General features: G+C 69.9%; 26 protein-coding genes, 1 tRNA gene and 6 pseudogenes. 21 read left to right on the forward strand and 12 right to left on the reverse strand.

Going from position 1 to position 26356, the window contains the following annotated elements; all coding sequences use genetic code 11:
* Positions 1–65 precede the first annotated feature (65 nt).
* Positions 66–1286: an MFS transporter gene (locus tag SYNGFB01_RS10295; protein ID WP_235300106.1), complete on the forward strand. Its 1221-nt coding sequence runs from the start codon at positions 66–68 to the stop codon at positions 1284–1286.
* Positions 1287–1303: 17 nt separating this feature from the next.
* On the opposite strand, the gene SYNGFB01_RS14965 is transcribed toward SYNGFB01_RS10295, so the two are convergent.
* On the reverse strand, positions 1304–1507 hold the full coding sequence (locus SYNGFB01_RS14965) for a hypothetical protein (protein ID WP_048017951.1): 204 nt from the start codon (positions 1505–1507) through the stop codon (positions 1304–1306).
* Positions 1508–1561: 54 nt separating this feature from the next.
* Between SYNGFB01_RS14965 and SYNGFB01_RS10305 the strand changes: the two genes are divergently transcribed.
* A complete protein-coding gene (locus tag SYNGFB01_RS10305; RefSeq protein ID WP_053068436.1) occupies positions 1562–1981 on the forward strand; it encodes a hypothetical protein in 420 nt (139 codons plus the stop codon).
* Positions 1982–1993: 12 nt separating this feature from the next.
* Here SYNGFB01_RS10305 and ychF read toward each other — a convergent pair whose 3' ends face one another.
* Positions 1994–3085 carry a redox-regulated ATPase YchF gene (gene ychF, locus SYNGFB01_RS10310; protein ID WP_048017952.1) on the reverse strand — a complete coding sequence of 364 codons (1092 nt, stop codon included), beginning with the start codon at positions 3083–3085 and terminating at the stop codon, positions 1994–1996.
* Here ychF and SYNGFB01_RS10315 point away from each other — a divergent pair.
* Positions 3084–4337, forward strand: a complete 1254-nt coding sequence (locus SYNGFB01_RS10315) for an efflux RND transporter periplasmic adaptor subunit (protein WP_235300114.1) — start codon at positions 3084–3086, stop codon at positions 4335–4337. The genes ychF and SYNGFB01_RS10315 overlap by 2 nt on opposite strands.
* On the opposite strand, the gene wecB is transcribed toward SYNGFB01_RS10315, so the two are convergent.
* Positions 4334–5440, reverse strand: coding sequence for a non-hydrolyzing UDP-N-acetylglucosamine 2-epimerase (gene wecB / locus SYNGFB01_RS10320; RefSeq protein WP_048017987.1), 1107 nt, complete (start codon positions 5438–5440; stop codon positions 4334–4336). The genes SYNGFB01_RS10315 and wecB overlap by 4 nt on opposite strands.
* Before the next feature lie 118 nt (positions 5441–5558).
* On the opposite strand from wecB, the gene SYNGFB01_RS10325 reads away from it, so the two are divergent.
* The gene (locus SYNGFB01_RS10325; RefSeq protein WP_152669615.1) at positions 5559–5789 is read left to right on the forward strand and encodes a hypothetical protein; all 231 of its coding nucleotides are present in this window, start codon (positions 5559–5561) and stop codon (positions 5787–5789) included.
* Here SYNGFB01_RS10325 and SYNGFB01_RS10330 read toward each other — a convergent pair.
* On the reverse strand, positions 5776–5922 hold the full coding sequence (locus tag SYNGFB01_RS10330; protein ID WP_048017988.1) for a high light inducible protein: 147 nt from the start codon (positions 5920–5922) through the stop codon (positions 5776–5778). The genes SYNGFB01_RS10325 and SYNGFB01_RS10330 overlap by 14 nt on opposite strands.
* A 173-nt stretch (positions 5923–6095) precedes the next feature.
* A complete protein-coding gene (gene tsaD, locus SYNGFB01_RS10335) occupies positions 6096–7163 on the reverse strand; it encodes a tRNA (adenosine(37)-N6)-threonylcarbamoyltransferase complex transferase subunit TsaD (protein WP_048017954.1) in 1068 nt (355 codons plus the stop codon).
* A gap of 64 nt (positions 7164–7227) precedes the next feature.
* Between tsaD and SYNGFB01_RS10340 the strand changes: the two are divergent.
* Both SYNGFB01_RS10340 and psaJ read left to right on the forward strand, forming a co-directional pair.
* Positions 7228–7714 (forward strand): annotated as a pseudogene (locus SYNGFB01_RS10340) (Photosystem I reaction center subunit III).
* 69 nt (positions 7715–7783) lie between these two features.
* Positions 7784–7900 carry a photosystem I reaction center subunit IX gene (gene psaJ / locus SYNGFB01_RS10345; RefSeq protein ID WP_048017955.1) on the forward strand — a complete coding sequence of 39 codons (117 nt, stop codon included), beginning with the start codon at positions 7784–7786 and terminating at the stop codon, positions 7898–7900.
* Between the two features lie 81 nt (positions 7901–7981).
* Here psaJ and gmk read toward each other — a convergent pair whose 3' ends face one another.
* Positions 7982–8530, reverse strand: coding sequence for a guanylate kinase (gene gmk / locus SYNGFB01_RS10350; protein WP_048017989.1), 549 nt, complete (start codon positions 8528–8530; stop codon positions 7982–7984).
* A 60-nt stretch (positions 8531–8590) separates the two neighbouring features.
* Here gmk and SYNGFB01_RS16475 point away from each other — a divergent pair, with 60 nt between their 5' ends.
* The 3 genes and pseudogenes from SYNGFB01_RS16475 (at position 8591) to tatC (ending at position 11116) form a co-directional block, all read left to right on the forward strand.
* On the forward strand, positions 8591–9439 hold the full coding sequence (locus tag SYNGFB01_RS16475; RefSeq protein ID WP_369795543.1) for an NFACT family protein: 849 nt from the start codon (positions 8591–8593) through the stop codon (positions 9437–9439).
* Positions 9352–10278, forward strand: coding sequence for an NFACT RNA binding domain-containing protein (locus SYNGFB01_RS16480; RefSeq protein ID WP_369795544.1), 927 nt, complete (start codon positions 9352–9354; stop codon positions 10276–10278). Before SYNGFB01_RS16475 ends, SYNGFB01_RS16480 begins: the two co-directional genes overlap by 88 nt.
* Positions 10278–11116 (forward strand): annotated as a pseudogene (gene tatC / locus SYNGFB01_RS10360) (twin-arginine translocase subunit TatC). Before SYNGFB01_RS16480 ends, tatC begins: the two are co-directional and overlap by 1 nt.
* Before the next feature lie 12 nt (positions 11117–11128).
* Here tatC and SYNGFB01_RS10365 read toward each other — a convergent pair.
* Positions 11129–11478, reverse strand: a pseudogene (locus SYNGFB01_RS10365) (DUF3067 family protein).
* Between the two features lie 90 nt (positions 11479–11568).
* Here SYNGFB01_RS10365 and petC point away from each other — a divergent pair.
* The 4 genes and pseudogenes from petC to cobM all read left to right on the forward strand — a co-directional run bounded on the left by petC (position 11569) and on the right by cobM (position 14851).
* Positions 11569–12117 carry a cytochrome b6-f complex iron-sulfur subunit gene (petC, locus tag SYNGFB01_RS10370; RefSeq protein WP_048017957.1) on the forward strand — a complete coding sequence of 183 codons (549 nt, stop codon included), beginning with the start codon at positions 11569–11571 and terminating at the stop codon, positions 12115–12117.
* Between the two features lie 54 nt (positions 12118–12171).
* Positions 12172–13119: a cytochrome f gene (gene petA / locus SYNGFB01_RS10375; RefSeq protein ID WP_048017958.1), complete on the forward strand. Its 948-nt coding sequence runs from the start codon at positions 12172–12174 to the stop codon at positions 13117–13119.
* Positions 13120–13218: 99 nt separating this feature from the next.
* Positions 13219–14012 (forward strand): annotated as a pseudogene (gene lgt, locus SYNGFB01_RS10380) (prolipoprotein diacylglyceryl transferase).
* Positions 14009–14851 carry a precorrin-4 C(11)-methyltransferase gene (gene cobM, locus SYNGFB01_RS10385; RefSeq protein ID WP_082325983.1) on the forward strand — a complete coding sequence of 281 codons (843 nt, stop codon included), beginning with the start codon at positions 14009–14011 and terminating at the stop codon, positions 14849–14851. Before lgt ends, cobM begins: the two are co-directional and overlap by 4 nt.
* On the opposite strand, the gene SYNGFB01_RS10390 is transcribed toward cobM, so the two are convergent.
* A complete protein-coding gene (locus SYNGFB01_RS10390; protein ID WP_048017959.1) occupies positions 14782–16224 on the reverse strand; it encodes an FAD-dependent oxidoreductase in 1443 nt (480 codons plus the stop codon). The two genes, cobM and SYNGFB01_RS10390, sit on opposite strands and share 70 nt — an antisense overlap.
* 201 nt (positions 16225–16425) lie before the next feature.
* On the opposite strand from SYNGFB01_RS10390, the gene SYNGFB01_RS10395 reads away from it, so the two are divergent.
* The 3 genes and pseudogenes from SYNGFB01_RS10395 (at position 16426) to SYNGFB01_RS10405 (ending at position 17435) form a co-directional block, all read left to right on the forward strand.
* Positions 16426–16497 (forward strand) — tRNA-Val (locus SYNGFB01_RS10395).
* A 165-nt stretch (positions 16498–16662) separates the two neighbouring features.
* Positions 16663–16890: pseudogene (locus SYNGFB01_RS16485) on the forward strand (helix-turn-helix domain-containing protein); the annotation flags it as partial.
* Between the two features lie 170 nt (positions 16891–17060).
* On the forward strand, positions 17061–17435 hold the full coding sequence (locus tag SYNGFB01_RS10405) for a DUF4115 domain-containing protein (RefSeq protein ID WP_048017960.1): 375 nt from the start codon (positions 17061–17063) through the stop codon (positions 17433–17435).
* Here SYNGFB01_RS10405 and SYNGFB01_RS10410 read toward each other — a convergent pair.
* Complete coding sequence (locus SYNGFB01_RS10410) at positions 17416–19026, reverse strand: Ppx/GppA phosphatase family protein (protein WP_048017961.1); 1611 nt, start codon at positions 19024–19026, stop codon at positions 17416–17418. The two genes, SYNGFB01_RS10405 and SYNGFB01_RS10410, sit on opposite strands and share 20 nt — an antisense overlap.
* Before the next feature lie 89 nt (positions 19027–19115).
* Between SYNGFB01_RS10410 and SYNGFB01_RS10415 the strand changes: the two genes are divergently transcribed.
* Together SYNGFB01_RS10415 and SYNGFB01_RS10420 are read left to right on the forward strand one after the other, a co-directional pair.
* The gene (locus SYNGFB01_RS10415) at positions 19116–20012 is read left to right on the forward strand and encodes a 4-hydroxybenzoate polyprenyltransferase (protein ID WP_048017962.1); all 897 of its coding nucleotides are present in this window, start codon (positions 19116–19118) and stop codon (positions 20010–20012) included.
* Positions 20009–20928: pseudogene (locus tag SYNGFB01_RS10420) on the forward strand (LD-carboxypeptidase). The gene SYNGFB01_RS10415 and the pseudogene SYNGFB01_RS10420 overlap by 4 nt, the downstream one beginning before the upstream one ends.
* A gap of 21 nt (positions 20929–20949) precedes the next feature.
* Here the strand turns inward: SYNGFB01_RS10420 and ispD are convergent.
* Positions 20950–21630, reverse strand: a complete 681-nt coding sequence (ispD, locus tag SYNGFB01_RS10425; protein WP_048017992.1) for a 2-C-methyl-D-erythritol 4-phosphate cytidylyltransferase — start codon at positions 21628–21630, stop codon at positions 20950–20952.
* Between the two features lie 82 nt (positions 21631–21712).
* Between ispD and SYNGFB01_RS10430 the strand changes: the two genes are divergently transcribed.
* Together SYNGFB01_RS10430 and fabG are read left to right on the forward strand one after the other, a co-directional pair.
* Entirely contained in the window at positions 21713–22525 is an 813-nt protein-coding gene (locus SYNGFB01_RS10430; RefSeq protein ID WP_369795545.1) for a hypothetical protein, read from the forward strand.
* Positions 22526–22587: 62 nt separating this feature from the next.
* Positions 22588–23340: a 3-oxoacyl-[acyl-carrier-protein] reductase gene (gene fabG / locus SYNGFB01_RS10435; RefSeq protein WP_048017963.1), complete on the forward strand. Its 753-nt coding sequence runs from the start codon at positions 22588–22590 to the stop codon at positions 23338–23340.
* On the opposite strand, the gene SYNGFB01_RS14970 is transcribed toward fabG, so the two are convergent.
* Positions 23330–23614 (reverse strand): hypothetical protein, encoded by a 285-nt coding sequence (locus tag SYNGFB01_RS14970; RefSeq protein ID WP_048017964.1) that lies wholly within the window; start codon positions 23612–23614, stop codon positions 23330–23332. The two genes, fabG and SYNGFB01_RS14970, sit on opposite strands and share 11 nt — an antisense overlap.
* A gap of 83 nt (positions 23615–23697) precedes the next feature.
* Between SYNGFB01_RS14970 and groL the strand changes: the two genes are divergently transcribed.
* On the forward strand, positions 23698–25347 hold the full coding sequence (gene groL / locus SYNGFB01_RS10445) for a chaperonin GroEL (RefSeq protein ID WP_048017965.1): 1650 nt from the start codon (positions 23698–23700) through the stop codon (positions 25345–25347).
* A gap of 28 nt (positions 25348–25375) precedes the next feature.
* Here the strand turns inward: groL and SYNGFB01_RS10450 are convergent, their stop codons facing one another.
* Positions 25376–26047 carry an N-acetylmannosamine-6-phosphate 2-epimerase gene (locus SYNGFB01_RS10450; protein ID WP_048017966.1) on the reverse strand — a complete coding sequence of 224 codons (672 nt, stop codon included), beginning with the start codon at positions 26045–26047 and terminating at the stop codon, positions 25376–25378.
* Positions 26048–26356 lie beyond the last annotated feature (309 nt).

Here is a 26356-nt window from a genome sequence, read left to right on the forward strand (position 1 = left end):
CAGAGCAACGATCCAGCGGGGACGGTTTGGCACAGACACGGACCCGGGCCGGGCGCGGCACCTGGTTGTCCCAGTTTCCCCTGCCGCTGCGTGAACTGGCCCTGATCCGTCTGGTCTCCTCGCTGGGGGCCGGCGCTGTGCTCTATCTCACTCCGCTGGTGTTCCACCAGGTCGGCTTCAGTGCCGTCGATGTGACGCAGGGGGTGGCCCTGGCGGCCCTGGCGGGCACGGCCGGGCGGCTGCTGTGCGGACTGCTGCTGGACCGCGGGCTCAATTGCTCGCTGCCGGTGCTGCTGGCGATCCTGGCGTCGCTGGCGGGCGACAGCCAGCTTCTGGGTGCCGCGGGCCTTGACGGATACCTCCTGGGCCAGTTGCTGATCGGTTTGGCCATGGGCCTCTACTGGCCGGCGATCGAACTGGCGGTTCCGCTGAGCTGCGCGGCACCGCCAGCACCGATCCCCTCGGCGCGGGGGTACGCCCTGGTGCGCAGCGCCGATGCGGCCGGCATCGCCAGCGGCGCCCTGATCGGCTCGGTTCTGGCCGGCAGGACGTGGCTGCGGGGCATCTATGTGCTCGACATCCTCTGTCTGATCGCGATGGCGCTGCTGCTGCTGCTGCGTCCGCTGCCAGCACCCCAGCGCCGCGCCGCGACCGAGATCGACGACTCCTGGCGACAGTGGCTGCCACCGCTGCTGCCACTGCTGGCGATCACCCTGCTGGCCACGACACTGCCGGCCCTGATGCAGAGCGCCCTGCCGCTGGATCTGGTGCGCGGCGGGCTGGCGCGCCGGGCGGTGCCGGAAACTCTCGGGGCGCTGCTGATCGGCCTGCAGCTGGGCCTGCTGGTGCTGATCCAGTGGCCGGTCGGGCAGGCTCTGGCACGGCGGCCGGTGGGGATCGGCCTGGGGCTGAGCCTGGTGAGTTTCGCTCTCGGCACGGGGCTGCTGGCGGGCTCGACGCTGCTGGCCGGCGGCATCTGGCTGGTGCTGCTGGCCCAGCCACCCCTGGCGCTGGGCCAGGCGGCCTTCCTGCCGATTGCCACCGAAGCGGTGATCGAGCTCACGGCACGGCCACACCAGGGGCTCGCCATGGCGCTCTTCTCGCAGTGCTTCGCGATCAGTGCCTTTGCAGCGCCGCTGCTGGCCGGCCTCGCCCTCGAAGGCCATGGCCATGGTGGCTTTCTCTGGCTGGCCATGGCCCTGCTCTGCCTGGCCGGCCTGCTGCTGGTGCGGCGGCTGGGGCCGGCCTCGCCGGCATGCGTGTCCAGGTCGACCAGGCGCCGCTGAGTGGTGCTGCGGGGTGCTCAGGCCGGCGGCGGAGCCAGCCAGCTCTCATGCGGCAGGGGCTCGGTGCCGTACTCCCAGTCGTCGTAGTCGGGATCGTTGCGGATCTGCTGGTGCACCTGCTTCTGCACCTCGAAGTCGTGAACGTGGGCCGTGGCGGAGGCCGGCTCAGCCGACTGGGAAGCGGCCGCGGCGGCGGCCTGAACGGGATCGGCGGAGGACATGGCCCGGCGTCGGCAGGGTTTCCATTCTTGCCGGACCCGGCGCAGCATGGCGTCATGGACAGCCGCCCGTCCCTGCCCCGCCGTTCCTGCTCTCCGGCGGCAGTCAGCCAGGCCAGCGGACTGGCGCTCGCCATTGCGCTGGGCCTGACCGGGGCCGCCCCGGAGCTGGCCTGGGGCTCCACCCCGCAGGCCTGGTCACGCTATGACCAGGAGGTGCAGCGCGCCTGCCTGGCCGCCAGCAGACTGCGCCAGTCAAGCCCGGCCGGCGACAGAATCGATCTGCCCGCTCCGACCACAGGCCCGGGTGCGGCAACCGGACTGGTCAGTGTGCTGCTCCTGCGCGGCACCTACCCGCAGCCCCACATGGCCGGCCGCAGCGGCCTGGAGCTCTGCGTCTACGACGCCAGCCGCAGACAGGTGCGCCTCGGCGATGCCGATCGGCTGAACCTGCAGCCCGCCGTCCTCAGGCGCTGAGAACGCGCAGCGTCACACGTTGAACAGGAACTCCATCACATCGCCCTCCTCCACCACATAGTCCTTTCCCTCGGCACGAAGCCAGCCTCTGTTGCGGGCTTCCACCAGGGAACCGGCCTCCAGCAGCTGCTCGCAGCCGATCGTCTGGGCGCGGATGAAACCGCGTTCGAAATCGGTATGGATCACACCGGCCGCCTGGGGGGCGGTCATGCCGGCCTTGATCGTCCAGGCGCGGGTTTCCTTCTCACCGGTGGTGAAGTAGGTGCGCAGGCCGAGGAGGCTGTAGGTGGCGCGGATCAGGCTCTGCAATCCGCCTTCCTCGACCCCCAGGCCCGCCAGGAACTCGGCCCGCTCCTCCTCCGGCAGCTCGATCAGCTCGGCCTCCACCTGGGCCGAGATGCGCACGGTGCCGGCACCTTCGCTCTCGGCCAGGGCTGCCACCTCCTCGCAGTAGGCGTTGCCGGCGGCGAGATCGTCTTCGCTCACGTTGGTGGCGTAGATGATCGGCTTGGCGGTGAGCAACCCCAGTGGCTTCACCAATACCGCTTCCTCCTCGCTGAGCGCCACGCTGCGGGCGGCGCCACCGGCCTCCAGCACCGTCTGGATGCGCTCGAGTGCCCCATCCTCCAACTGGGCCTCCTTGCTGGTGCGCAGTTGCTTCTTGAGGCGCTCGCGCCGCTTCTCCACCTGAGCCAGATCCGCCAGTCCCAGTTCCAGATTGATCACTTCCGCATCCCGCGCCGGCCCCACCGAGCCGCTCACGTGGATCACGTCGTCGTTCTCGAAACACCGCACCACGTGCACGATCGCGTCGACTTCGCGGATGTTGGCCAGAAACTTGTTGCCCAGCCCCTCACCCTGGCTGGCCCCCTTCACCAGACCGGCGATGTCCACGAACTCCACACGGGTGGGGATGATCTCCCGGCTGGCACTGAGGGCCGCGAGCTGATCCAGCCGCGGGTCGGGCACTGCCACAACGCCCGAATTGGGCTCGATCGTGCAGAAGGGGTAATTGGCGGCTTCGGCCTGGGCGTTGGCCACCAGGGCATTGAACAGGGTCGACTTGCCCACATTGGGCAGGCCCACGATTCCGGCTTTGAGCATGGCTGGAATCTACGGGCCGCCGCTGGCCCCTTCCGGCAGCGAAACTGGGGTGGATCTCCACCCCGATCACCATCGCCACGCTCACGCCCCAGCGACCAGCGGCCAGTCAGGCCGTTGTGCCCGGTCCAGTCCCCCGCCGGACCCGGACGACCTGGCTGCGGCGCCGCAGCCTCTGGGTGGCGCTGGTTGCCGGAGCACTGCTGATCGGCGGCGTGGGGGTCGTCCTGCGCCAACGCAGCACCAGCCAGGCCGGCCGGCTGGCCGACTACACCGTGCTGGCCGAATCCGGCAGCCTGCCGGGGGTTGTGACCGCCAGCGGCGAACTCGAGGCCGAGCAGAGCGTCAACGTGAGTCCGAGGCGCCAGGGTGTGCTGCAGGAGCTCTACGTGGAGGAAGGGGATGTCGTGCGCCGCGGCCAGCCCTGGCCCGCATGGACAGCGACGATCTGCGCGAGCGACTCGGCGAGCTTCGCGCCCAGCTCGCCTCCGCCGAGGCCCAGCTGGCCCGCAGCCGCAGCGAACTGGATCGCAACGAGCGGCTCTACCGCCAGAACGCGATCAGCCAGAGCGACTTCGACCGGGTGCGCAGCATCTTCCTGGTGGATGAAGCCGCAGTGAAGGCGGCTCGCCAGCGGCTGGAGGCCCGCCAGGTGGAGCAGGCCGATCTGATCGTTCGGGCTCCCTTCGACGGCGTGGTGAGCCAGCGCTTCGCCGATCCCGGCGCCTTCGTGACGCCGACCACCACCGCCGCCGCCGTGGCCGGTGCCACCAGTTCCTCGATCGTGGAGCTGGCCCAGGGCCTGGAGGCGGTGGCCAAGGTGCCCGAGAGCGACATCGGACGGATCCGCCTCGGCCAGGACGCCGAAGTGCGGGTGGATGCCTTCCCCGACCGCCGTTTTCCCGCCCGCGTCAAGCGAATCACTCCCCGGGCCGTAAAGCTCAACAACGTGACCTCCTTCGATGTGGTTCTGGCGTTCCTGAAGCCCGAACCTCAGCTGCGCATCGGCATGACCGCCGACATCGGCTTCCAGACCGGCCGCGTCCAGGCCGACACCCTCGTGCCCACCGTGGCGATCGTGACCGAGGAAGGCCGCCCCGGCGTGCTGCTGGTGGGCAGGGACAATCAGCCCACCTTCCAGCCGGTGGAGCTGGGCGTCAGTGGCGGCCGCAACACCCAGATCCTCTCCGGCGTGAAGGCCGGCACCCGGATCTTCATCGACATGCCCCCCTGGGCGAAGCGCAAACGCAGTTAGGCCAGGAAGCGACGGGCCGCCGCCACGATGCGACCACTGGCCTGACCGTCGCCGAAGGGATTGTGGGCGCGCGCCATTGCCTCGTAGGCAGCCGCATCGGTGAGCAGCTGGCTGGCCTCACGGAGGATGTCAGCGCTGGCTGTACCGATCAGCCGCGCCGTGCCAGCCTCCACGGCCTCGGGGCGCTCGGTGGTGCGACGCAGCACCAGCACCGGCTTGCCCAGGGCCGGCGCCTCCTCCTGCAGGCCTCCGGAATCGGTCAGCACGAGGGTGCAACCGCGCATCGCCGCCACCAGCTGGTCATAGTCGAGCGGCTCGGTGAGGAAGGCGCGCGGGTGAGCGCCCAGCAGCGCCTGCAGCGGCTCGCGCACGGTGGGGTTACGGTGCAGCGGCAGCAGCAGCGCCGTATCGGGGAAGCGCTCCAGCAGCTGCAGGAAGCCGCCGCCGATCTCAGCGAGGCGCTCTCCCCAGTTCTCGCGGCGATGCACCGTGGCCAGGATCACCCGCTGCCGCTGCCAGTCGAGGCCGGGGAGTTCATAGGCGGGGGTCCGTTCCGCCATCAGCAGCAGGGCATCGATCACCGTGTTGCCGGTGGTGAGCACCTCGCCGATCACACCGGAGGCGCGGCAGTTGGCCGCCGAACGCTCGGTGGGGGCGAAGTGCAGCTGGGCCAGCTGGGAGATCAGGCGCCGGTTGGCCTCCTCCGGGAACGGATCGAAGAGGTTGTCGGTCCGCAGACCGGCCTCCACGTGGCCCACCGGGATCTGCTCGTAGAAGGCCGCCAGGGCGGAGGCGAAGGCCGTGGTGGTGTCGCCCTGCACCAGCACCAGATCGGGGCGGTGATGGCTGAACTCATCCCGCAGTCCCTGCAGGGCGGCGCAGGTGATGTGTGTGAGCGTCTGCTGGGGCGCCATCAGAGCCAGGTCGTGGTCGGCCTGGAGACCGAACAGATGCATCACCTGGCTCACCATCTCGCGGTGCTGACCGGTGAGCACCACCCGGGTGCGGAAATCCGCGGCGCCCTGGAAGGCCAGGATGACCGGCGCCAGCTTGATCGCCTCGGGCCGGGTTCCCAGCACGATCGTGACGAGGGGCAAGGGCACCGGCAGGGGCACAGACGTGGCGGGATCCTACGGAGACCGGCCGGGGCACCCGTTCCGAAAGGGTGGCCGCCAGCGCCGAAACCCGCACAAGCGTGGAATGGTTCGAGCCGCGCCCTCGATGGTGCACCCCCTGTACCGCCATCCCCGTTGCCTGCGGCGGCCTGGATGGCCCCCCGATGACGACATCCCGCGCGGCGAACTCGATGAGGTCGAGGAGATCATGCGCCGCAGTCGCTTCGACGGCAGGATGCAGGCCAACCAGTCCCTCGAGCTGATGGAGGCCGTCCCTGTGGCGACCGATGAAGCGCTTACCCAGAGCCACAGGGCCAGGGGAATCAGGAGTGGCTGAGTCGGGCGATCAGCAGCACGCTCAGTCCCACAGCCAGGCCCAGCATGGCCAGGCGGCCATTCCAGATCTCCGCCTGAGGCGTGAAGCCGCGCCGCCAGGCGTTCAGCTCCTCGGAGCTCACCGGCTCGACAATCGGTTGGTCGACAGGCGGTTGCTGGCCGCTCTGGTGCTCGAGCTCCTGCGGGTCGACGCCCTTGGACTCGGGTTGCTCGGGGACGGCCGCTTCGGACCGTGGTCCGTCCGGCTTCCGTTCCGCGGGTTCCATGGCGACGCAGCAGAGACTGCGATGCCAACTTAGGGGGCTCCTCAGAAAGAGGGTTCGGGAGCGTAGAGCCGCCCCGCCTGCTCCAGGGGCATGCGTGCCGCCACGCCCAGCTCCAGCGGGCTGCAAAGGCCGGCCGAAAGGCGCTCACAGGCCGCCACGCCGATCATGGCGGCGTTGTCGGTGCAGTAGGCGAGGGGCGCCACACGCCAGTGGAGTCCCTCCCGCCGGCAACGCTCCTCGAGCAGCCCCCGCAGGCGGCGGTTGGCGGCCACGCCACCCACCAGCACCAGGGTCTCGAGGCCCTGATCGGTGGCACAGCGGCAGCTCCGCTCCACGAGCACCTCGGCCACCACCCGCTCGAAGCTGGCCGCCAGATCCGCCACCGGCAGGCACTCACCGCCGTCCGCCTGCACGGCCTCCAGGGCCCGGACCTGGCGCAGCATGGCGGTCTTGAGGCCGCTGAAACTGAAGTCGTAGGGGTAATAGCCCCCTTCCGGCCGGGAGACGCGCCCCTGGGGCAGGGGGAACCGGAAGGCATCGCCGGCGGCGGCCGCCCGCTCGATCGCCGGCCCTCCCGGATAGCCGAGACCCAGCAGCCGGGCCACCTTGTCGAAGGCCTCCCCGGCGGCGTCATCGTGACTTCGCCCCAGCCGCTGGTAGCAGCCTGGACCGTCGACCCGCACCAGCTCCGTGTGACCACCACTCACCAGCAGGACCAGAGAGGGGCCGGGGGGGAGCGGCTCGCCCAACTGCACCGAGCAGAGATGACCCTCCAGATGGTGCACCCCGAGATAGGACTTGCCGTAGAGCCGCGCCAGGGTGCGGGCGGTCACCGAGGCCACCAGCAGAGCCCCGTTGAGTCCGGGGGCCACCGTGGCCGCCACCGCGTCGAGCTGGGCCAGCGCCACGCCACTGTGCGCCACCACCTGATCGATCAGGCCCGGCAGGGCCTCCACGTGGCGGCGGGAGGCGATCTCCGGCACCACGCCACCCCAGCGGGCATGCTCGGCCACCTGGGAGGCCACGACGCTCGCCAGCACGGTTCGATCGCGCACGATCGCCGCTGCCGACTCGTCACAACTTGTTTCGAGCGCCAGAACGGTCGGCATCGTCCTCAGCCGGGTCTCCTACTGTCCGCCAGTGACATCCTGCCCCGCGACGCCCTTCCCGGTCATGCGCCGTCTTTTCGCGATCCTGCTTTCGGCCTTCCTGATCTTCGGCCTGGCCCCGGTGGCCAAGGCTGATGGTTCCGTGGCAGGCCTCANCCCCTGNCTCCGAGAGCGCCCGCTTCCAGCAGCGAGCCGCCGGAGCCAAAACCGATCAGGCCAAGGCACGCTTCGAGATGTACAGCCAGGCCCTCTGTGGCACTGACGGCCTCCCCCACCTGATCGTCGATGGCCGCTGGAGCCACTCCGGCGACTTCATGATTCCCGGCATCGCTTTCCTCTACATCGCCGGCTGCATCGGCTGGGCAGGGCGCAGCTATCTGATGTCGATCCGCAACAGCAAGGACGCCACCATGAAGGAGATCCAGATTGATCTCCCCCTGGCCTTCAAGAGCACCCTGGCTGCCGCGACCTGGCCCCTGGCAGCCTTCGGTGAGTTCACCAGCAAGAAGCTCACCGAAGCCGACAGCAAGATCACGGTTTCGCCTCGCTGATCTGGCCTCAGGAACGGCCACCTTCAGAACTTTCATCGTCCACCCCATCCTCAGCCTCCAGCACCTGCAATGAAGAAGTTCCTCACCACGGCCCCGGTGTTTTCGGCGATCTGGTTCACCATCACAGCCGGCATCATGATCGAATTCAATCGCTTCTTTCCCGATCTCCTCTTCCATCCGATGTGATCGGGTCGAAGCGGCACCGAAGCTCAATACTTCATCAAGGCGGCCGCTGGCCGCNTTTTTGCTGGTGCGTTGATCGCGGATTCAGCTGAGATCCATCAACCGCTCGAGTTGGAGCAGCGCCTGCTCGAGATCACCATTCACCAGCACGGCATCGAATTCGCCCTCGGCGGCCAGTTCGATGCGCGCGCGCTCCAGCCTCTGCTGGATGGCGACCTCGCTGTCGCTGCCGCGACCGCGGATGCGCCGCTCCAGCTCCGCGTAGCTGGGAGGCTTCAGGAAGAGCTGGAAGCCGCTGGGAAAACTGCGGCGCACCTGGCGCGNCCCCTCCAGTTCGATCTCCAGCAGCACCGGCCGTCCGGCGGCCAGGTGATCCTCCACGGGCTGGCGCGGCGTTCCATAGAGGTTGCCGGCGAATTCCGCCCATTCCAGGAAGCCGCCTGCCGCCACCTGCTGCTCGAAGTGCTCTCGGCTGAGGAAGAAATAGCTGCGGCCCTCCACCTCACCCTGGCGAGGCGCGCGGGTGGTTGCCGACACCGACAGCCAGATCTCGGGGTGACGCTGCAGCAGCCTCGCCACCAGCGTGCCCTTGCCCACGCCACTCGGACCGGTGATCACGGTGAGGCGGGCCATCAGCAGGGCAGGGGCTGGGCTGCAGAGTAGAAGCCAGTGCATATCCACCCGGCACCGGCCATGGCCCTCCAGCCGATGGACGTGACCAGCCTCAAGGCGGTGCTGGCGGAATGGCGACCGCTGCTGCTGCCGAGCCGCTTTGAGAAGGCCCAGCAGGCCGATGCCCAGACCATGCAGCTGGGGCTGCGCACCCTCCAGGGCATGCGATGGCTGGAGCTCAGCTGGCTGCCGGAAGCGCCCCGCTGCCACACCATTCCCCCACCGCCGCGAGAGGGCGATGGCAGCACCCTGGCCCAGCAGTTACAGCACGGCCTGCGCGGCCTGGCCCTGGTGCAGCTCGAACAGNCCGGCTGGGAGCGGGTGGTGCGGTTCGGCTTTGCCCGGCGCCCCGGGGAGCCGATCGAGCGGCACGTGGTGCTGGAGCTGATGGGTCGCCACAGCAATCTGTTTCTGATCGAGGGCAGCAGCGGACAGGTGATCGCCCTGGCCCGCCAGGTGAAACCCGCGCAGTCGCGGCTGCGGCCGATCGGCACCGGCGATCCCTACCGCCCACCGCCGCCCCTGGGCGGTGAGCCGCCGAGCCTGGCTGAGCCATTCGCGCGCTGGCGGCAGCGGTTGCAGCTGCTGCCGCTGCCCCTGGAGCAGGCGCTGCGCAGCGCCTACCAGGGCATCAGCCCGGCCCTGGGGCATCAGCTGGCCCCCCAGGACTGGCTGGAGCAGCCGGTGGGTGGCCTCACGGATGCCCAGTGGCAGGCACTCTGGCTGCAGTGGCAGGCGTGGCTCGGCGCGATCGAGGCCGGCCCGCAGTCCGGCCGGCTGCGGTGGCAGACCTGCGAGCACGGCTACCGCTGCTGGAGCAGCGATCCCGACGCCCCCCGCACGACCCCCTGGCGATCAATACGGCTCTGAGCAGTTATTACCGGCGAGGTCTGCAGGCGAAGCAGCTGCACGAGCGGCGCCGGCAGCTCGAACACCAGATCACCGCGGCCAGGGAGCGTGAAGGGCTCCAGCTTGCCGAGCAACAGCAACTGCTGGATCGGGTGCCGGAGAGCGAGATCCTCCAGCGGCGCGCCGACGCTCTGCTCAGCCAGCCCCGGCCGAGCCGGGACAGCATCGATGAGGCGCAGGCGCTCTACCGGCAGGCCCGCAAGCTCCGCCGCTCGGGCGCAGCGATCACCCCGAGGCTGGAGCAGCATCGGTGCCGCCTGGCCGCCCTCGAGACCAGCCTCACCTTCCTGGAGCAGGCCGAGAGCCTCGAGCAGATCGAGGCTCTCGCCGCCGAGCTGGAGGAGCAACTGGGGCGTCGCCGCTCTGGCCATCGCCAGAACCGCCGTCTGGACTCCGCTGGCCGCGGCCAGCCCCAGGCCCTGGAGCTGCGCAGCCCAGGCGGGCTGGCCCTGCTGGTGGGCCGGAACCATCGTCAGAACGACTGGATCGCCTTCCGTCAGGCACGCCGCGGCGACCTCTGGTTCCACGCCCAGGAGCTGCCGGGCAGTCACGTGATGCTGAAGAGTTCGGAAGCACCAGCCGACGACGCGGATCTTCAGGCCGCCGCGGATCTGGCGGCCCACTTCAGCCGTGGCCGCAGCAATAGACGCGTGCCGGTGGTGATGGTGCCCAGCGACGAGCTGCAGCGCATCCCCGGCGCGTCGCCCGGCACGGTGCGCCACCGCGGCGGCGCCGTGATCTGGGGTGTACCACAGCGGGCTCTTACCCTGCTGGCATCGCGGCCGCACGAGCAGCGCTGATGAGCGAGTTGCCCGCAGACCCCTCTCCACCCACCGCGCCGCCGCCGCCGCCGCCGATCCAGCTCCCCGAAGCGGCTGCGGCGGGGCCGGATCTGGATGACTTCCCCGGCGAGGTGGAGATGAGCCTCGTGGATCACCTGGAGGAGCTGCGCCGCCGCATCCTGCGCAGCCTGCTGGCGGTGCTGCTCGCCGCCGTCGGCTGCCTGGCTGCGGTGAAGCCCCTGGTGCGGCTGCTGGAGATGCCGGCCAGCGGCATCCGGTTCCTGCAGCTGGCGCCAGGGGAGTTTCTGTTCGTATCGCTCAAGGTGGCGGGCTATGCCGGCCTCACCCTGGCCCTGCCCTGGGTGCTCTACGAGGCCCTGGCGTTCGTGCTGCCGGGGCTCAGCCGGCGCGAACGGCGGCTGGTGGCGCCGGCGATCGCAGGCTCCGCGGTGCTGTTCGCCGCGGGCCTGGCCTTCGCCTGGTGGGCCCTGGTGCCTGCCGCCCTGCGCTTTCTGGTGAGCTACGGCGCCGATGTGGTGGAACCGAGCTGGTCGATCGAGCGCTATCTGGACTTCGTTCTTCTGCTGATGCTGGCCACCGGCCTGGCCTTCCAGCTGCCCGTGCTGCAGCTGCTGCTGGGCGCCCTGGGACTGATCCGGGCTCGCACGATGCTGGCGGGCTGGCGCTGGGTGGTGCTGACGGCCGCCATCGCCGGCGCCGTGCTGACGCCCTCCACCGATCCGTTCACGATGCTGTTGCTCTCCGGCGCCATCACAGCCCTGTTCCTCACCGGCGTCGCCTGGTGGCCCTCAGCGAGCGGCTGCGACCCGCCGCGATCGCGGGCAGCGGCGGCTGAAGGTCACAGGCTTCACAGCAGAAATTCCTTCAGTCGAGCACCGGACACCTCGAGAGGCAGGCCGAGCGCCTTGCCCAGACGCGGTCGGTCGGGAGTGGTGGCCAGCCACCGGCGCACCGCCTCCGCCACCCCCAGATCATTGAGCGCCGCCACCAGCCGGGCCAGACGGGCGGTGTACTCCTCCGCCGTGAGCGGGAACGACTGCTGCTCCAGAGAGGCCCACATCACCTGCAGATAGACGCGGCCCCGGCGCTGCACGAGCTGCAGGTCGTAGGACGCACGCCAGCGCTGCGCAGCAGCCCCAGCAGCTCATCGACCGTCAGCGGGGAGGTCAAGGGAAGCTCGCCAATGCGCAACAGCATGTTGCAGGCCCGCCAGAGCCCCTGCAGCGCGGAGGCATCGGAGGGAGGGCAGGACCTAATGTGGCCGCCACGTCGTCCGGCCCCGTTGCCATGACCCAGATGCCAGCGAGCGCCTCGAGCGGTGATGTGCCCGGGATGGGTCGTCGGCAGTTCATGAACCTGCTGACCTTCGGCTCGGTCACCGGCGTGGCCCTCGGTGCGCTCTACCCGGTGGTGAACTATTTCATNCCCCCCAAGGCCGCCGGTTCGGGTGGCGGGACTACCGCCAAGGACGCCGCCGGCAACGCCGTGACCGCCAGCGGCTGGCTCGGCACCCACAAGGAGGGCGACCGCAGCCTCGTGCAGGGCCTCAAGGGTGATCCCACCTACCTCGTGGTGGANGGCTCCGATGCCATCGGCAGCTACGGCATCAACGCCATCTGCACCCACCTGGGCTGCGTGGTGCCCTGGAACAGCGGCCAGAACAAGTTCATGTGCCCCTGCCACGGCTCCCAGTACGACGCCACCGGCAAGGTGGTGCGCGGTCCGGCCCCGCTCTCGCTGGCTCTGGCCCACGTGTCGGTCGAGAACGACACGGTGTTCCTCAGCCAGTGGACCGAGACCGATTTCCGCAGCGGCGACAAGCCTTGGTGGGTCTGATCACGCCCTGATCCGATCGCTGCCGTCCCCCTGCCCCGTCGCCCCTTCTCTTCGATGCGCCGCACCCTCTCCCTGCTGCTTAGCTCCCTGGTGGGCACCACCCTGGCCGTCGCCGTGCTGCTCGGGGCCGCCACTCCCGGCTGGGCCTACCCCTTCTGGGCGCAGCAGAACTACGCCAGCCCGCGCGAGGCCACCGGCAAGATCGTCTGCGCCAATTGCCACCTGGCCAAGAAGCCCACCAGGGTCGAAGTGCCCCAGGCCGTCTTCCCCGACACCGTGTTCAAGGCCGTCGTGGAAATCCCCTACGACACCTCGGTGCAGCAGGTCGCCGGTGACGGCAGCGCCACCGGCCTCAACGTCGGCGCGGTGGTGATGCTGCCCGATGGCTTCACGCTCGCTCCGCAGGNCCGTCTCAGCGACGAACTGAAGGAGGAGACCGCCGGTCTCTTCTACACCCAGTATTCCGACGACCAGCCCAACATCCTCCTGGTCGGACCCATCCCCGGCGACCAGCACCAGGAGATCGTGTTCCCGGTGCTTTCACCCGATCCCGCCACGGACAGCAGCATCCACTTCGGCAAATACCAGCTGCATGTGGGCGGCAATCGCGGCCGGGGCCAGGTCTACCCCACCGGTGAGAAGAGCAACAACGGTGTGTTCAATGCCCCCGCCGCCGGCACCGTCTCCGCCGTCACCCCTGGGGAATCGGGAGCCACCGTGGTGGAGATCACCACTGCCGATGGCGCCACGGTCACCGAAACCGTGCCTGCAGGCCCCACCGTGACCGCTGCGGTTGGTGATGCGGTGGCAGCCGGTGCACCCCTGACCAACGATCCCAACGTGGGTGGCTTCGGTCAGATCGACGCCGAGATCGTTCTCCAGAATCCGGTCCGCATCTACGGGCTGCTCGCCTTCTTCGCCGCCATCGCCGTCGCCCAGATCATGCTGGTGCTCAAGAAGCGCCAGGTGGAGAAGGTCCAGGCCGCCGAGGGAATCGTCTGACCTGGGGCGACCCCTGCCCCTCCTGCCCTGATCGCGTTGATCCCCCTCTCCACGTTCACCTCTCCGGGGCCCCTGGTCTTCCAGCTGGGCCCCTTTGCCTTGCGCTGGTACGGCCTGCTGATCGCCGTTGCGGTGCTGGCCGGGCTGTCGCTGGCCACGCGGCTGGGCAGGTCCCGCGGCATCGAACCGGTGGTGATCGCCGACCTGCTGCCCCTGCTGGTGCTCGGTGCCGTGGTCGGGGCACGGCTCTACTACGTGGTTCTGGAGTGGCGCCAGTACGCCGCCAACCCGCTCGATGCCCTGGCCATCTGGCGCGGCGGCATCGCCATCCACGGTGCCCTGATCGGCGGTGTGCTGACCACGGTTCTGTTCTGCCGCTGGCGCCGCCAGCCCTTCTGGAATCTGCTTGATGTGCTGGTGCCATCGGTGGCCCTCGGTCAGGCGATCGGCCGCTGGGGCAACTTCTTCAACTCCGAGCCTTCGGCCTTCCCACCGACCTGCCCTGGAAACTGCAGATCCCTGCGGCCAGCCGGCCACCGGAATTCCTGGATCAACTCTATTTCCACCCCACGTTTCTCTACGAATCGATCTGGAACCTCGGCGTCTGCGGCCTGCTGCTGCTGCTGGTGCGGCAGAGCCACCTCGGTCGTCTGCAGTTGCCGAGCGGCGCACTCAGCTGCGTCTATCTGATGGCCTACAGCAGCGGCCGGGTGTGGATCGAGGCGCTGCGGATCGATCCCCTCTGCCTGTTCGCCGAGCCCCCCTTCTGTGAAGGGGGCCTGCGCATGGCCCAGCTGGTGAGCCTGCTGCTGATCGGCCTCGGCGGGCTGGGCCTCTGGTGGCTCTACGGCCGCCGGCGGCCCCTGCCCGATCCCGCTGGGGTGAGCGCTTGAGCCGTCCCGCCGTGGCCATCGTGGGCGCCGGTCCCGGAGCGCCCGACTTGCTCACCCTGCGGGCCGCCAGGGCGCTCGAGCAGGCCGAGGTTCTGGTCTGGACCGACTCCCTGGTGAATCCCCAGATCGCCGCTCTCGCCCCCCGCCACTGCGAGCGCATCCGCACCAGCAGCCTGACTCTCGAGGAGGTGATCGCCGTGGTGGTGGAACGGGCTGTCGCCGGCAGGCGCGTCGTGCGTCTGCATGACGGCGACCCCTGCCTCTACGGTGCGCTCGCAGAGCAGATCTGCCGCCTGGCCGATGCGGGCATCCCGGTGGAGGTGGTACCGGGCATCAGCGCCTACCAGGCCACCGCAGCCTGCCTCGGAGCCGAGCTGACCATCCCGGGCCTGGTGCAGACGATCGTGCTGAGCCGTGCCGGCGGCCGTACCGGCGTGCCCGACACCGAATCCCTGCCCCGGCTGGCAGCCCTGCGGGCCTCCCTGTGCCTCTACCTCTCAGCTCGCCACGTGGAGGAGGTTCAGGCCGAGCTGCTGCGCCATTACCCCGCCGACACACCGGTGGCCATCGGCTACCGGGTGAGCTGGCCTGACCAGTGGCTCAGCCTGGTGCCCCTCAGCGAGATGGCCCGTGTGAGCCTGGAGCGCAACCTGATCCGCACCACCCTCTACGTGGTGAGTCCAGCACTGACCCCGCCGCAGGACGCCCGGTCCAGGCTCTATTCTGCCAGCCATCGCCATCTGTTCCGCGGCGGCACGCCGGAGGACGATCAGCCGGCCGCCATGCCCTCCTGCGGATCCGATGCATCCGAGGGAGCGGCAGCCTCGCTTTCGCCATAGAGCTCCCGGGCCAGTCGCTGTCGATCGAAGCGGCAGCCGAGCCGAGCCACGATCCCCTCGAGATCCCTCGCTGCATTGCCCAGGCAGCAGGTGCCACCCGGTGAGGGGGTCACATTGAACACCAGGCCAGGCAGAGCCGGGATGCTGGCTTCCCCGAGCATCAGCCTGCGGTTGGCCTTGTCGATCAGCTGGGGCCGCACACCGCCGTAGCCCTCGGCGAAGCGCAGATCCTCCAGACGCATGCCGGGCACGATCTTGCGGGCATCGGCCAGAAACAGGCGACGGCGCAGCCAGGGCACCTCGAACAGCAGGTTCCGGATGATGTAGTCACGGATGTCGGCGATGCGGAACAGCTGCCAGAACACGGCCAGAACCGCCCAGTCGAGCCTCAGCACTCTGAGGAACTCCCAGAAGGACGCGGGCTTGTAGCGCTCCAGCAGCGGCAGCAGCAGCGCCGTGGGGCCGAAACGGGTCTGGCCCGGGGCGCGCACGTCGGGATCGCCGTGGATGGCTGCGAAGGGCAGCCTGTCGTTCTGCAGGGTGTACACCTTGCCGCGGAGCAGATCGGGGGTGAAGTAGAAGCTCCCGGCCACCGGCAGGCAGGAATACTCCAGCCCGAAACCCATCGCCTGGGCCATCAGCAGGCTGTGTGCACCGGCGTTGACCACCACATGACGGGCCAGGATTTCGCGGGGGGCGCCGCGGCCGGCATTGCAGCCCCGGGTGGGCGAAAGATGCACCCGGAACAGCTCACCCTCCCGGCAGATGCGCGTGACCGTCGTACCCAGGTGCAGATCCAGCTGCCGCGGCCTGCCGCCGCCGGCGCCGCTCTCGGCCACGGCCACCACAGCCTGATCCACGAACGATTGCGCCAGCTGCTCGTAATCCACCGCCGTGTAGGTGCTGCGGATCCCGATCGCCACCAGGGCCTCGGGCCGCGGCTGACCATCGACCAGCACCACATTGGGCTCCCACTGGGCGATCTGCTCCTTCTCCAGCAATTCCATGGCCGGGAAGTGGGGGGAGAAGCGCTCGAAGCGCTCCCGCAGGATGGAGCATTCCCGATCCCCCACCGCCAGCACCATCTTCGGGGTGCGGAACACGCAGCGCCGCCGCACCTCCGGTTCCAGAAGTTCCGCGTAGTGCACGATCATCTCGGCCGTGCGCTTCACCCGGATCGCCTTCTCGAGGGTGTAGTTGGTCTCGATGTCGCCGCAGTGGATCGTCTGGCTGTTGTTGGTGGCCTTGGAGTTCACCCCGGCCAGCCGGTCATAGCGCTCGACCAGCGCGATGCGGCCCAGGTCGGTGTAGCGGGCCAGCTCGNAAAGCAGGGCGGTTCCGCAGACCCCANCCCCCACGATCAGCACATCCACCCGATCCTGCGCGTCACCGACCGGATCGCTGGCCGTCTCGGCTGCTGGGACGGCNGGGGGACATGTTGGGGGCGAGGTCCACGGCACCATCCGATGAGCCTCCATGGTCGCCGATGGTGCCGTGGAGCGGATCTGGTGGGTCGCCGACGGTGTTTTAAGCTTCTCCCAAGCGAGCGGTCATCCTTGAAGGCAGCTCAGCGAGGGCGATTAGCACAGCGGTAGCGCACTTCCTTCACACGGAAGGGGTCACTGGTTCGAATCCAGTATCGCCCATCCCTTCGGCTCGCAGAGCCCAGGTTCATCCATCGACCGGATGCGTCCAGGTGGATCCCCTCGGCGGGATGCCCGGGCCGGTGAGCCCGATCGGCACGGACTGACAGATCCCGGCTGCGTCGACACAATGGCGTCAACCGTGTTCCACCCCTGAACGCCCGGACTGTGAGCAGCAACCCGCCCACCGCTGAAACGCCTCCCGCCCTGGAGGCCATCGGTGGGCGCCTCCGTCAGGCCAGGATCGACCAGGGGCTGAGTGTGGGCGCCCTGGCGAGCCGGCTGAAGATGGGACAGGAGCAGCTCACGGCCCTGGAGAGTGGCGATCTGGAGCGACTGCCGGAACCGGTGTTCGTGATCGCCCAGCTCCGGAGGGTCGCTAGCAGCCTCGGGGTGGATGCCGAAGCGGCGATTCAGGATCTCCGCCACAGCGATCTCCTCAGTCAGCCCCGACCCAAATCCGCCGAGGCCGGCATGCCGGCGACCGCCTCCCGCAAGCCCGGCCCAACCGCGCCCGGCGGTCCGCCCGCACGGGATGGCCCTGGCCCCGGCTGCTGCTGGCCCTGGTGGGGCTGCCGCTGCTCGGATGGCTGGCGGTGCTGGGCTGGCAGCAGTTCGGGGTCAGCCAGCGGCTCCGCAGCGAGCCGCCCAGCACTCCGGGTGCAGCCGAACACCTGGAGCGACCGGCCGGGCGCTCAGCCGTGCCTCAGCTCACCCTCAGCAGCACGGAGTCCAGCTGGGTGCATGTGCGCGACCACCGCGGCACCACCCTGTTCGAGGGCCGCTTCCAGGGTCGCCGCAGCTTCCCTCTGGGCAAGAGCCTGGAGGTGCTCGCGGGCCGTCCCGATCTCGTGCAGGCCAGTGTCGGTGACGCGCCGCCCCAGGTTCTCGGACCGATCGAGGCGGTGCGCTGGCGGCGCTTCACGGCTCCGCAACCCTGAGGGCGAGGCCGCAGGCCTCCATCACCACCGCCTCGCAGGAGCGCAGGCTCCAGCGCTCCAGACTGAGATCCACGGGCGTCTCCCCGGCTTCCACGGGTTTCGGGCGCAACCGCACATCCAGGCAGCCGGGTGCGGCGGACACCTCGATCGCGTCGATCACCGCTGCCGGCCGTCGATCGAGTGCGGCGGCCAGCCGCAGCAGCAGGGCCATGGAAGCCACGGTGCGGCGCTGGTCGCGCCCCTCGATCAGCTGCCAGGCCTCATGCCGCTTCTTCGGCAGGCTGCGGCGGTGATAGCGGGCAATCGCCGCCACCATCAGATGCTCGCTCTGGGAATACCCCAGCAGTTCGCCATGGCGGATGAGATACCAGCTGTGCTTGTGGTAGGCCGAGATGTTGATGCTCTTGCCGCAGGTGTGCAGCTGGGCGGCGGCCCAGAGCAGCTCGCGGCCGACACCCTCATCGTGATGCAGCAGACCGCGGCTCTGGTCGTAGAGGCTGAGGGCGTGGGCGGCCACCCAATCGGCCCGCTCGCGCTCCACGCCGAAGCGCCGGGCCTGATGCAGCACGGTGCGTCGACGGATGGAGCTCTGGTAGACGAAGCGATCCCCCAGCAGATGGTTGCGCAGCATCCAGTCCACGATCAGCCCCTCCCGCAGGGCCCGGTCGCAGACCACCAGCTCGTGGCAGCCGAGCATGGCCATCGCGGTCTGCAGGATCAGGGCGCCGGGCACGATGATCTCGGCCCGCCGTTCATTGATCGCCGGCAGGGCGCGGCGCTGCTCCGGTGTGAGGGTGAGCAGCCGGGCGAGCAGCTGATCCACCCGCTGACGGCTGAGCCTGTAGCCCTGCAGCTTCAGGGGGGGCTTGCCATCCTCGGCGGCAGCCAGGGCCGCCATCGCCATCGCGGTGCCGCTGGTGGCCACCATCACGGGCGATTCACCGGGGTTCAGGGCGGTGCGGACCTGCGCCACCGCCGGGTCGAGGGCCCCCTGGATGTAGGCCTGCAGAAAGCTGCGCCGCTGAGGCGGCAGGGGGTCCTGCTGACAGAACTCGCGCTGCAGCCGCACCGCGCCGATCCGGGTGCTGGTGAGAGCGCGCGCATCACGCCCGTCGGCCAGCACCAGTTCGGTGGAGCCGCCGCCGATGTCGATGATCAGGTGGGGCTGGTCCCCGAAGGCCATGCCCGAGAGCACACCCAGATAGATGAGTCGCGCCTCCTCCGGCCCGCTCACCAGGTCCACGGCCAGGCCCAGCTGCTCCTGCACGGCCTGAAGGAACTCACGGCCGTTGGGCGCCTCCCGCACAGCGCTGGTGGCAGCCGTGACGATCTGCTCCACGCCGTAGCTCCTGGCCAGCTCGATGTCGTGGCGCAGGCTGCGAAAGGCGCGCTCGATCGCGGCCAGGCTGAGATCACCGGTCTCCGGATCCCTCTCCCCCAACCGGGCGGTGTCCTTCTCGGCATGCAGCACACTGAAGCTGCTGAGGGCCACGTCCACCGCGGCGATCACCAGATGGATCGAGTTGGTGCCGATGTCGATGGCGGCCACCCGGCGCTGCCCGGGCTGGAGGGGGGAGCTGGCCAGGGTCATGGGGCCGCGTCACGCCGAGGCGGCGTCACTTTGCCACCGCAGGTGGGATCCGTCGGCAGACCTAACGTGCGCCGCAACGCAACCGGTTGATGGCAGACGGTGGGATCGGCAGGCGCCTGCGGGCCTGGCTCGAACTGCTGCGGTGGCACAGACCCAGCGGCCGCCTGATCCTGCTGATCCCCGCCGGCTGGAGTCTCTGGCTCAATCCGTCCGGGCCGNCCCCAGCCCCGCTGCTCGGCTGGATCGTGGTCGGCGGACTGGCCGTGAGCGCGGCGGGCTGCATCGCCAACGACCTCTGGGACCGGCACATCGATCCCCAGGTGGAACGCACCCGCCACCGTCCCCTGGCCGATGGCCGCGTGGGCGTGGCGGAAGCCCTGGGCCTCCTGCTGGTGGCCCTGCTGGCGTCGCTGGCGGTGGTGCTCCGGGGTCTGCCGCCCGGCAGCCGCGGCCTCTGCCTGCTGCTGGCCCTGGCTGCGCTGCCGCCGGTGCTGCTCTACCCCTCGGCCAAGCGCTGGTTCGGCTACCCCCAGCTGGTGCTGGCGCTCTGCTGGGGCTTCGCGGTGCTGATTCCGTGGGCCGCCGCCAGCGGCTCTCTGGCCGGCGGCTGGCCGCTGGCGCTTACCTGGCTGGCCACCCTCTGCTGGACCTTCGGCTTCGACACGGTGTATGCCATGGCCGATCGCGACGACGACCGGGCCATCGGTGTGCGCAGCAGTGCTATCAGCCTCGGAGACAGGGCCCCGGTGGCGGTGACGGCCTGCTACGGCGTGACCGCCCTGGCCCTGGCACTGGCGGCGGCGAGCCGCGGTCTGGCCCCCGTCGGCTGGCTGCTGGGCGGGCTGGCGGCCGCGGGCATGCTGCGCGAAGGTTCCCTGCTGGGTCGGCCGGACCTGCCCCGCAGCGCCTACGGACGCCATTTCCAGCGCCAGGTGATGCTCGGAGCCCTGCTGCTGCTGGCGCTGGTGCTGGGGCTGCGGCCATGAGCGCGACCCAGTCACCGCTGCAGCTGCCGCCGCCACTGCAGAGCGGCGATCGGGTGGCTCTGGTGGCGGCCAGCTCGGCGCTCGACGGGCCGGGTGTGGCGGAGCGGCTCGAGGCGGGATTGACCGTGCTCGAGAGCTGGGGACTGGAGGTGGAACGGCGTGAGCTGGATCAGCGGCGCTGGGGCTATCTGGCGGGCAGCGATCCGGAGCGGCGCGCCGATCTGGATCGGGCCGGACGCAGCGGCGCTGCCCTGCTGGCCTGTCTGAGGGGCGGCTGGGGAGCAGCCCGGCTGCTGGAGCGGCCATTGCCCCTGCCACGCCGCTGGCTGCTGGGCTTCAGCGATGTGACCTCGCTGCTCTGGGCCCAACTGGCCGCCGGCCAGGGCGGGGCCATCCATGGCCCCCTGCTCACCACCCTGGCGGCGGAGCCGGCCTGGAGCCGGCAGCGGCTGCACGACCTGCTCTTCGGGCTGCCCTGCCGACCCTGGAGGGGCAGGGCTGCCGCTCCGGAAAGGCCGAGGGGCCCCTGCTGGTGGCCAACCTCACCGTGGCGACCCACCTGCTGGGCACCCGCCATCTGCCCAGCCTGGCCGGCGCCATCCTGGTGCTGGAGGACATCGGTGAGGTGCCCTACAGGCTCGAGCGGATGCTCACCCACTGGCGCCTCAGCGGCGCCCTGCAGCAGCTGGCCGGCATCGGCTTCGGCCGCTTCTCCGACTGCGATGAACCGCCGGGGGAGACCAGCGATCGATCGGGCTTCACAGCCCGACAGGTGCTGCTGGAGCGCACCGCCGACCTGGGCATCCCGCTGCTGGAGAACCTGCCGGTGGGCCACGAGCCCGGCAATGCCGCCCTGCCCCTGGGGGTGCCGGCCCGGCTCGATGCCGACCGCGGCACCCTGGAGCTGCTGCAGTGATCCACGGGGCGGCCGGGCGGATCAGCGCCGCGCAGCCAGCACCGCTTCGGCCACGGTGAGATCGAAGGGGGTCGTGAGCTTGATGTTTGACGGAGGAGCCTGCAGCACCTGCACGGGCCAGCCCAGCCGCTCGAACAGCGCGGCGTCATCGGTGACGCTCCAGCCCTCGTCGCCGGCCCTGGCATGGGCCTGGCGCAGCTGAGCCACCGGGAATCCCTGGGGTGTCTGGGCCGCCCAGAGATCGGCCCGATCCGGGGTGGCCGTGATCGTGCCCTCGGCATCCACCTGCTTGATCGTGTCGGTGACCGGGGTGGCGGCGATCACGGCCCTCCCGGCTTCGACGGCGGCGGCGCAGCGCTCCAGGAGTTCGGGTTCCACCAGGCAGCGGGCGCCGTCGTGGATCAGCACCCCCGCGGCCTCCGGCGGCAGGGCCGCCAGTCCCCGGCTCACCGACTCCTGGCGCGTCCCGCCTCCCACGATCCAGCGCACCGGTCGATCCGGAACGGCGGCGGCCACGATCCCGGTGATCGCCGCTTCATCGTGGGGCTGGCCCACGATGCCGATCCAGCGGATCACCGGCGTGGCGAGGGCCGCCTCCAGGGTCCAGGCCAGCACCGGCCGACCGGCCACCTCCAGCAGCAGCTTGTTGCCGGAAGCGCCCATGCGGCGGCCACTGCCCGCGGCGGCGATCAGCAAATGCACAAACACCCCCCCTGCGGAACCCGCCAGACCGGACGATCCGGATCGGATCCATACAATCAGGCCGTCTGCCTGTAGGCCCAGCATGCGCGCCCTGTTCCTGCTTCCGGGCGATGGCAGCCGTCAGCTCCAGGCCTTCGCCGCCGTCGCGGCAGTCGCCGATCAGCTCAGTGCCGCGGTGCAGGTGGTCTGCCCTCCGGAGACCACCGCCCTGTGGTCCCTGCATCCGGGGGTCGGCCGCACGATGCCGTTCAACTACAACGACGCCTCCCTGGCTGACTGGGCCAACCTGCTGGGGGCGGTCCGGGAGCCCGACTTCCAGCTCTGCATCAACCGGGCCCGCGGCCGGCAGGTGGATCTGATGCTCTCGATGAGCCACATCCCCACCCGGCTGGCCAGCGAAGGGTTCTCCGCCACCGAGCGGATCGGCGTGAGCCCGGGCGGCTGGCCCAACCAGAGCGACTGGCAGGCCTTCCTCAAGCCGATCGGTGTGGAGCTCGATGCCGATCGCTTCCGGCTGACGCTGAGTCGGGCCGATCTGGCCGAGGCTGAGGCGGCCCTGCCCCGCGGCGAAGGCCCCTGCTGCTGCTGGCGCCCAGTGGCGGGAGTGGCGACTGGCCCCCGGCCCGCTGGCACGACCTGCCAGAGCGGATCCGCCAGCGGCTGCCCGACCTGCGCTGTCTCATCGCTCCGGATGGCTCGCCGCGTCAGCAGGCAGCTCTGCTGGCCAGTGCCGATGTGGTGCTGGCCAGCGATCCGCTCAGCATCGAGCTGGCGCTGCTGCTGGGTCTGCCCCTCGTCGCCCTGGGCCGCGATCCCGCTTCCCTGCCCCAGCGGGAGGGGGTCACGGGACTGGGTGCCGCGGACCAGCTTCAGAGCCTCGAGCCCCAGCAGGTGATGACGGCCCTGGGGTTCCGCTGAGGCGCGGCCATACGATCGGGCCCTGCCGCCACTGCCCCCATGGCTTCCAACGCCCCCCTCGCCGGACAGGTCGCGCTGATCACCGGCGCCAGCCGGGGCATCGGTGCCGCCATCGCCCGGGAACTGGCGCGGGCCGGTGCCAGGGTGGTGATCAACTACGCCAGCTCCCCGGAAGCCGCCGAGGCGGTGGTGAGCGAGATCCGCGCCAGCGGGGGGCTGGCCTGGTCCCATCAGGCCAACGTGGCCGATGAGGAGCAGGTGGAGACGATGGTGAAGACCGTTCTGGAGCGCGAAGGTCGTCTCGACGTGCTCGTCAACAATGCCGGCATCACCCGTGACGGCCTGCTGATGCGCATGAAGAACGCCGACTGGCAGAGCGTGATCGATCTGAACCTCACCGGCGTCTTCCTCTGCACCCGGGCCGTAAGCCGCACGATGCTCAAGGCCCGCAGCGGCCGCATCATCAACATCACCTCGGTGGTGGCGCTGTTCGGCAACCCCGGCCAGGCCAACTACAGCGCCGCGAAGGCCGGCGTGATCGGGCTCACCCGCAGCAGCGCCGCCGAATTCGCCAGCCGCGGCGTCACCGTGAACGCGGTGGCTCCTGGCTTCATCGAGAGCGACATGACGGCAGGGCTCGACAAGGAACCGATCCTGGCCGCCATTCCGCTGGGCCGCATGGGCCAACCCGCCGAGGTGGCCGGGGCCGTGCGCTTCCTGGCCGCCGATCCGGCCGCCGCCTACATGACCGGACAGGTGCTGCAGGTGGATGGCGGCATGGTCATGCGTTAGTGACCGGCTTGCCCAGCTCCTCGCGGAGCTGACGGATGCGCTGCAGCAACCGCAGCCGGCGACTGCGTGCGCTGATGGTGAGATAAAGCCGCACGGGCACGTACACGAGGGCCATCGCCAGACCGGTGGCGGCGATCAGCAGAAAGATCAGCGTGTTGGCGCTGCCGGTTGGATCGAGCAGGGCCGCGCTCAGGGCGCTGTCCAGGGATTCCGGCTGCAACTCCTCCATGCCTCGCACCCTATCGAGGCTGCGGCCGCTCAGCACCCCAGCCATGGCGGGGATTCGGCTTTCCCCACCCGCGCGCCCTCCGCCCGCATGGGACGCTGGGGTCCCTGCTCACTGACCTCCAGCCCCCGATGGCCAAGCTGATCAAGTTCTCGGATGACTCCCGCGCAGCGCTCGAGCGGGGCGTCAATGCCCTGGCCGACGCGGTGAGGGTCACGATCGGTCCGAAGGGGCGCAATGTGGTGCTGGAGAAGAAGTTCGGAGCGCCGGACATCGTCAACGACGGTGTGACGATCGCGCGCGACATCGAGCTGGAGGATCCCTTCGAGAACCTGGGCGCCAAGCTGATGCAGCAGGTGGCCAGCAAGACCAAGGACACCGCCGGCGACGGCACCACCACCGCCACCGTGCTGGCCCAGGCCATGGTGCGGGAGGGGCTGCGCAACGTGGCGGCCGGTGCCAACCCCATCGGTCTCCGTCGCGGCATGGAGAAGGCCGTGGCTCAGGTGGTGGCAGGTGTGGCTGCACGGGCCCAGTCGGTGGCCGGTGAGGCCATCCGTCAGGTGGCCACCGTGAGCAGTGGCAACGACGCCGAGGTGGGCGACATGATCGCCGAGGCGATGAAGGCGGTGAGCGCCGATGGGGTGATCACGGTGGAGGAATCCACCTCCCTGGCTACCGAGCTGGAGATCACTGAAGGCATGGCCTTCGACCGGGGCTATATCTCTCCCTACTTCATCACCGACCAGGACCGCCGCGAATGCGTCTTCGAGAATCCGCTGATCCTGGTCACCGATCGCAAGATCGCTGCCATCGCTGATCTGGTGCCGGTGCTGGAGGCCGTGAGCCGCAGCGGCCGGCCGCTGCTGATCATCGCCGAGGACGTGGAGGCCGAGGCCCTGGCCACCCTGGTGGTCAACAAGACCCGCGGCGTGCTGCAGGTGGCCGCCGTCAAGGCTCCCGGCTTCGGCGACCGGCGCAAGGCGATGCTGGCCGACATCGCCATCCTCACCGGCGCCACCCTGGTGAGCGAAGACCAGGCGATGACGCTGGAGAAAGTCACGCTGGCCCAGCTCGGCGGCGCCCGCCGGGTGACGATCAGCAAGGACGACACCACGATCGTGGCCACCGGCGACCATCAGAGTGCCGTGTCGGCCAGGGTGGCGGCGATCAAGCGGGAACTGGAGGCCACCGACTCCGACTACGACCGCGAGAAGCTCAGTGAGCGGATCGCGAAGCTCGCCGGCGGGGTAGCCGTGATCAAGGTGGGAGCACCCACCGAAACCGAACTGAAGAACCGCAAGCTGCGGATCGAGGACGCCCTCAATGCCACCCGTGCGGCCGTTGAGGAGGGAATCGTGGCCGGCGGCGGCAGCACCCTGCTGGAGCTGGCAGGCGGTCTCACCGAGCTGGCCGGCAGCTTCCAGGGCGATGAACGCACCGGCGTGACGATCGTGCAGCAGGCTCTTGGCGAGCCGGTGCGGCAGATTGCCGCCAATGCCGGCGCCGACGGCGCTGTAGTGACCTCGGAGATCAGCCGGCTCGGCAAGGGCTTCAACGCCCTCAGCGGCAACTACGAGGACCTGATGGCCGCCGGCATCGTCGATTCCGCCAAGGTCACCCGCCTCGCACTCCAGGATGCGGTGTCGATCGCCTCGCTGCTGATCACCACCGAGGCCGTGATCGCCGACAAGCCCGAACCCCCCGCACCGCCGGCCCCGGGTGGAGACATGGGTGGCATGGGTGGCATGGGCGGGATGGGAATGCCCGGCATGATGTGAGGCAGGCGGCGCTCGGTCGGCCGGGTGCTCAGCCGAGGGCGCGGCAGTAGGCAGACACCTGCAGATCGATGCCGGTGATCGCCGTGCCCACCACCACCGCATCGGCACCCTGGTCCAGAGCGCGTCGGGCCTGCTCCGGCGAGGCCACCCCACCTTCACAGATGAGGGCCACCTCGCCCGGCAGCGCCCGGCGCAGCAGGGGCAGGAGCTCCCAGNCCGGTGGGATCTGCCCCGCTGTGTCCTCGGTGTAGCCATAGAGCGTGGTGCCCACCCAGCTGCAGCCGAGTTCGGCGGCCCGCAGCCCGTTGGCCACGGAATCCACATCCGCCATCAGCGGTGCACCGAGCTCCTGCCTTGCCCGCTCGATCAGCACCGCAAGATCCTGCCCGCCGGGCCGGTGGCGTTCGGTGGCATCGACCGCCACCAGATCGGCACCAGCCCCCCACACCGCACGGATCTCCTCCCAGCCCGGAGTGATGTACACGGGACTGTCCGGATAGGTGCGCTTCCAGAGGCCCACGATGAGGGCATCCGGGCAGCGCCGCCGCACCGCACCGATGTGCTCCGGGCTCTCCAGGCGTACGCCGCTGGCACCGTTGCGCAGGCTGGCCTCCGCCATCGCGGCGATCACATCGGGATCTCGCAGCGGAGAACCCTCCGGTGCCTGCACGGAAACGATCAGNCCCCGGGGCTTCCCCATGATCTCTGCCGCCGCTCAGCTGGCCTCGGCCAGGTCGCTCGGATCCGGCAGNCAGGAGCNGCAGGGCCTCCAGGGCGGGCGGAGCNGGAGCAGGGGTNGGCGGGGGGTTCGGTCATCGGCGGGGGCACCAGCCGCAAAGCCAGGGCAGCACGCTCCGGCGCTTCCTGCTCGACCTGGACGGCGTCAGGCATGGTCAGGGCTGGGGGCTGCAGCGGCGGTTGTGGCTCGATCACCGTCAGAGGCGCAGGGCCTTCCGGGGTGCTCGCCACAGACAGGGCCTGCGGAACAGCCGGGCTCGGCGGCAGCGGG

It is taken from the genome of Synechococcus sp. GFB01 (assembly GCF_001039265.1).
Lineage (GTDB): Bacteria > Cyanobacteriota > Cyanobacteriia > PCC-6307 > Cyanobiaceae > NIES-981.

Bases quoted from the DNA above. Each gene is read 5' to 3' on its own strand.
- SYNGFB01_RS14965 (WP_048017951.1), bottom strand. From the start codon at position 1,507: ATGTCCTCCGCCGATCCCGTTCAGGCCGCCGCCGCGGCCGCTTCCCAG.
- SYNGFB01_RS10305 (WP_053068436.1), top strand. From the start codon at position 1,562: ATGGACAGCCGCCCGTCCCTGCCCCGCCGTTCCTGCTCTCCGGCGGCA.
- SYNGFB01_RS10315 (WP_235300114.1), top strand. From the start codon at position 3,084: ATGGCTGGAATCTACGGGCCGCCGCTGGCCCCTTCCGGCAGCGAAACT.
- ychF (WP_048017952.1), bottom strand. From the start codon at position 3,085: ATGCTCAAAGCCGGAATCGTGGGCCTGCCCAATGTGGGCAAGTCGACC.
- SYNGFB01_RS10325 (WP_152669615.1), top strand. From the start codon at position 5,559: ATGGTGCACCCCCTGTACCGCCATCCCCGTTGCCTGCGGCGGCCTGGA.
- tsaD (WP_048017954.1), bottom strand. From the start codon at position 7,163: ATGCCGACCGTTCTGGCGCTCGAAACAAGTTGTGACGAGTCGGCAGCG.
- psaJ (WP_048017955.1), top strand. From the start codon at position 7,784: ATGAAGAAGTTCCTCACCACGGCCCCGGTGTTTTCGGCGATCTGGTTC.
- SYNGFB01_RS10410 (WP_048017961.1), bottom strand. From the start codon at position 19,026: ATGACCCTGGCCAGCTCCCCCCTCCAGCCCGGGCAGCGCCGGGTGGCC.
- SYNGFB01_RS10430 (WP_369795545.1), top strand. From the start codon at position 21,713: ATGCGCGCCCTGTTCCTGCTTCCGGGCGATGGCAGCCGTCAGCTCCAG.
- fabG (WP_048017963.1), top strand. From the start codon at position 22,588: ATGGCTTCCAACGCCCCCCTCGCCGGACAGGTCGCGCTGATCACCGGC.
- SYNGFB01_RS14970 (WP_048017964.1), bottom strand. From the start codon at position 23,614: ATGGCTGGGGTGCTGAGCGGCCGCAGCCTCGATAGGGTGCGAGGCATG.
- groL (WP_048017965.1), top strand. From the start codon at position 23,698: ATGGCCAAGCTGATCAAGTTCTCGGATGACTCCCGCGCAGCGCTCGAG.